This window comes from Micrococcus sp. GbtcB5 (assembly GCF_019091605.1).
Classification (GTDB): Bacteria; Actinomycetota; Actinomycetes; order Actinomycetales; family Micrococcaceae; genus Micrococcus; species Micrococcus luteus.
Genome location: NZ_JAGXJK010000133.1, coordinates 1 through 313, shown reverse-complemented (window position 1 = coordinate 313; position 313 = coordinate 1). Strand labels below are relative to the sequence as shown.

General features: G+C 78.6%; 1 protein-coding gene. It reads left to right on the top strand.

Annotation, left to right across the window (positions count from 1 at the left end; translation table 11 throughout):
- Positions 1 to 313, top strand: a 313-nt coding sequence (locus tag KVS67_RS11770; RefSeq protein WP_368669065.1) for a glycosyltransferase, incomplete at both ends; no start/stop codon positions are given.

Sequence of the window (313 nt, the reverse complement as noted above, 5' to 3'; positions counted from 1 at the left end):
CACACCCCTGTGGCCCGAGCCGTTCGGGCTCGCCGTGGTCGAGGCCATGGCGCCCGGCGTGCCGGTGGCCGCGCTGCTCAGCGGCGCGATGGGGGAGATCGTCGCCCCGCAGGCCGGCGCGCGGGCCGTGCACCACACGGCGCAGGAGCTCGCGGTCTCGATCCGCCACGCCCGCCGCAAGGACCGGGGTCGCGTGCGCGCGTGGGCCTGCCGGTTCAGCGCGGAGACCATGGTGGAGGGCTACGTGGACCTGCTCGAGCGGGCCGCCGAGGACGCCCGTGGCCTCGCCGCCGCCGTGGGCGCGTGCGGGTGC